A 4,370-nucleotide genomic window follows, 5' to 3' on the forward strand; every position below is an offset into this window, starting at 1 on the left:
TTTCAAATAACATGTTGAAATTTAACAAAAAATATTGCAATATTCGCCTGTCTAAAAACATCACTCTGCAGGTGAAAAAATGAAACGATTTATTCTTGAACGCTCATCGGACGAATTTTATACCTCTCATTCCGGCCTGGCCCTGATCGGGCTCGGTATCAATCGCTTTACCAGCTTGAACGCCAAGCTGAAAAAGGCGATACCCGACACCAAGGACATTGCCAATACAGATGTCATTCGCAGTTATCTCGGGCTCCTCTCGCTTGGCAAAAGCGATTTCGAAGCCATTGCCGACATGAAAGACGACAGGTATTTCCAGCAATCACTTGGCATCAAAGCGGTTCCTTCGCCCGAAACCTTGCGCCAGCGCCTTGACGAAACCGCAACAGTTTTTCAGCCAATTGCTTCCTCCACCTACACGGAGTTCATCCGCAATGCCAAAGGAAAAGTAACCCCCTTGGCCATGGGTCATGTCGCCGTCGATATGGACGTCTTTTGCATGGACAACTCCGGCACCAAAAAAGAAGGTTCCAAGCATACCTATCACGGTTATGACGGCTATGCGCCAATAGCCGCCTACATGGGAGAGGAAGGCTGGTGTATTAATCTTGAGTTCCGGGAGGGCAGCCAGCACAGCCAAAACAATTTTATTCCTTTTCTGCAGGAAACCATCTCCCGTGCCAAGTCTTTAACCAAAAAGTCACTGTTATTCAGGCTTGACTCCGGACACGATGCTGTCGAGACCCGAGCAACGCTTTATGGCCACAAAAAGGTCGATTACATCCTGAAATGGAATCCCCGCAAGCAGGACCTTCCCGCCTGGCTGGCCCGTGGGCTGCAAGAAGGAGAAGTGAGCGAACCACGACGCGGCAAACGGGTTGCCGTATTCAGTTTCAACCAGCTTCAGGAGCACGAGGGCAAGGAGTTCAGTACCCGCCTGATCGTCCGCGTGATTGAACGTACCATTGACAAACGCGGCCAGTTGCTGCTGGTGCCGGATATAGAACTTGAGGGCTGGTGGACATCCCTTTACCTGCCGGAAAAAGAGATCATCAAGCTCTACCGGGACCACGGCACAAGCGAGCAGTTTCACAGCGAATTTAAAACCGACATGGATCTTGAGCGGTTGCCTTCGGGAAAATTTGCGACCAATTCCTTGATCATGTCCTTGGCCGGCTTGGCTTATAACATCTTGCGGTTTATCGGCCAGCTTGGCCTTCTCGGTGATCGCTCACCAGTGCGCCACTCGGCAAAGCGCAGGAGAATTCGTACCGTTATTCAGGAACTCATGTACCGTGCAGCCAGACTGATTGAGACCGGCAGGAAACTGAAGCTGCGGTTCAGCCGCCACTGTTGCGCATTTGACTCGTTTCAGGCCGTTTATAACCGGCTTGCCTTTGGCTAATGCAAGAACAGAAGAGAAATTTGCCGGAAAGTGGCTGAACAGCAGGCCCTGCCGGGAAAATACGCCTAAAAACAGGCAAATATAGCAATTTTTCAAAGAACAACGGGGACGATGTCCCAATTTACCAGCAATATGCTGGCAATATATAAATTTCTGGCGGTCGCGGTGTTGAAATTTTTTCGCGCCCCACAATTTTTAGGGAGAATCCGGGATACCTCACGGATTCAGGTACATGCAAACTCAGGTAACGACCCTCGTCGTATTGTTTCTTGTGCTAGCACCTATACTGGGCAATGTTGGGAAGAATATTTTTTACCCGCGGCTATATCACTTTTCCTTGATAATGGTAACAATGGTATTGCTGTTGGCATGGTGTAAACATACTAACCTTTTGGATATACATCTTTTTTAAGAGGGCGTATATTTATCTCATGGGGAATATTTGGCGGTGGATGGATCCCGGCGTAGGTTCCCAATCAGTTATTATTTATTTTAATTTCTTTACAATTTTATGAGGCATTAATGAAATGAGACAATTATCAGATAAATTTTTAAACGATCTTAAAATTGGTCTTTTATCTCCCATGCTTAAACGGATCAAGGATGACAATACTTTAATGTTGGCAATTCGAGAAAATTACGTCAACATCTATTATCGTGGCGGGAATATAATGAAAATTGAAGCCACTAACACCGATAATACCTATAAAGCATTTTTTGATACTCAGTATAACAAAACCGCTAGGTCGCTTCCTGATATGCCGCCTGTACTAAGTACAGCAACAGATGTGACGTCATGGATTGCTGCATTGCCAAATCTGAAGGAAACTATGGATTTTTTTCTTTCTGTGCATAACAAACCAGAAAGGGAGTTTCAGCAGCTAGTCGCACGGGAAAACAACTTTTCTCCAATTTCGAATGAAACAGAGTATTTCCTGTCGGATATAGAATTTGCAGATTCGGATATTGGCGCACGGTTTGATATGCTGGCAATACGTTGGCAGGCCTCTGCTCGCAAGGATGGAAGTAACTGCCGCCCAGCACTTATTGAAATGAAATATGGCGATAACGCCCTAAGTGGCAAAGCCGGAATTATTGAGCATTTGGATGACTTTAAAAAATTTATTGAGAATAAAGAAAAATATGGTTTTTTGCTTGACACCATGAGCAATCAGTTTTCTCAACTTGATGAACTTGACTTGCTCAATTTTAATCGCAGTAAGGGCATAACCGAAGTCATATTTGGCAAGAATACCACTCCGGAAATCATATTTCTGCTCGCAAACCATAATCCGCGTAGTACAAAATTAAGAAAAATAATTAACGATCCTAAATTAGATAAATATGGTCAGTCAGCATTATTTGATCTACGTTTTTTCGTCGCGAGCTTTGCTGGTTATGGTTTTCATTCTAAATGCATGTTGTCACTAAAGGAATTTCGGTCATTACTCAACACATAATTGTGCATAAGAAATAAGAATAGAAACATAATTTGTTGGTTACGCCCTAACAGCCCGTTGAAAAACCCTGTTGCGGCCATTGATTGAGATTGAATGAATCGGCCGATCGGGTAAAATGTCGTGACAACTCATCACACAACAGGGGTTTTTCTTCATGGCCATCGGTAAACGCAAAAAACATAAACAGCTCCCGCTCTGGATCGCCCATAGCGACCTGGCCCCACGCGGTGGCCATCCCTTTTACACCCGCCTCAACCGTCTTTTTGATGACGATGGATTTGACGTCTGGCTGGAACAGGAATGTGCCCCCTTTTTCTCGGAAGCAGGTCGTCCCTCGATTCCTCCAGGTGTCTACTTCCGCATGCTCTTTGTCGGCTACCTGGAAGGGTTTCAGTCCGAACGCAGCATTGCCTGGCATTGCAGTGACAGGATGTCGTTGCGGGAGTTCCTCGGCTATCAGATTCACGAAAAAACGCCGGATCATTCAAGTTTCACCATCTGGCGGCAACGATTGCCGCTGGAGCTGTACACCAAGGTTTTCCAGCGTATCCTCTGCATTGTCCATCAACACGGGCTGATCGATGCATACGCGACTGGTGTCGACTCGACAACCATTGAAGCCAATGCCTCTCTGCGGCGTCTGGCGCGAAAAGATACCGGTTCCTCCTACACCGACTATGTCAAAACGTTGATGCGCGAGGCAGGTCAAGAGCCAGGTGATGCCGCCGACGTTGCCCGTTTCGACAGGAAACGCACAGGCAAGAAACTTTCCAATCGCGAGTGGCAATCGGAAACCGATCCCGACGCCCGTATCGCCAAGATGAAGAATGGCACGACCCATCTTGCCTACAAGGCGGAACATGCGGTCGATCTTGCCACCGGGGCCATGCTGGGCGTCGTGGTGCATCCGGCTGATCAGGGCGATACGGCAAGCATCGAGGAGACGCTGGAACAAGTCGAGGAGAACCTTGCCGTTCTCGGTGACGAAGCGCCGGAACTGCTGTGCGTGGTTACCGACAAAGGATACCACAAGGCGGAGTTGATCAGGAAACTCAATGCCGACAAAGGGATCACCACCTACATTCCGGAGCGGCAGAGCGAACAGAGACGAAGTTGGCATGGCGACAAAGAGGCCTGCCGGGAATTTCACGGCAATCGCCGCCGCACTCGGGGAGACCACGGAAAACAGTTGTCCCGTCGGCGTTCCGAGATTGTGGAACGAAGTTTTGCCATGCTCAAGCGAGGTGGCAATCTTGCCCGGATGACGCTTCGCGGTCTGGAAAATGTCAGTAAACGCTACCTGATTCATGCCGCTGCCTACAATTTGGGACTTCTCATGCGGGTAATCTTTGGACAGGGCACCCCGAAAGGGATGGCCGATGTCCTGCGGCGTCTTATTTTGGGTATTTTTGCCATTTTTGCCACTGTTTTTGCCCTGCTACTGCCCGAAATATTGATCAGGCAGAGGTCTTTTTTGAAAATGACGGACTTTTCATACGGCTGTC

At 47.8% G+C, this 4,370-nt stretch carries 3 protein-coding genes; all 3 read left to right on the forward strand.

Annotated elements, in window-relative coordinates; translation table 11 throughout:
• Nucleotides 1-79 precede the first annotated feature (79 nt).
• The gene (locus BM485_11690; protein OKY74811.1) at nt 80-1,405 is read left to right on the forward strand and encodes a transposase; all 1,326 of its coding nucleotides are present in this window, start codon (nt 80-82) and stop codon (nt 1,403-1,405) included.
• Nucleotides 1,406-1,932: 527 nt separating this feature from the next.
• Nucleotides 1,933-2,865 carry a hypothetical protein gene (locus tag BM485_11695; GenBank protein OKY74812.1) on the forward strand — a complete coding sequence of 311 codons (933 nt, stop codon included), beginning with the start codon at nt 1,933-1,935 and terminating at the stop codon, nt 2,863-2,865.
• Between the two features lie 154 nt (nt 2,866-3,019).
• The coding region (locus BM485_11700; GenBank protein ID OKY74813.1) for a hypothetical protein at nt 3,020-4,370 on the forward strand (1,351 nt) is incomplete at its 3' end.

Source organism: Desulfobulbaceae bacterium DB1 (assembly GCA_001914235.1).
Classification (GTDB): domain Bacteria; phylum Desulfobacterota; class Desulfobulbia; order Desulfobulbales; family SURF-16; genus DB1.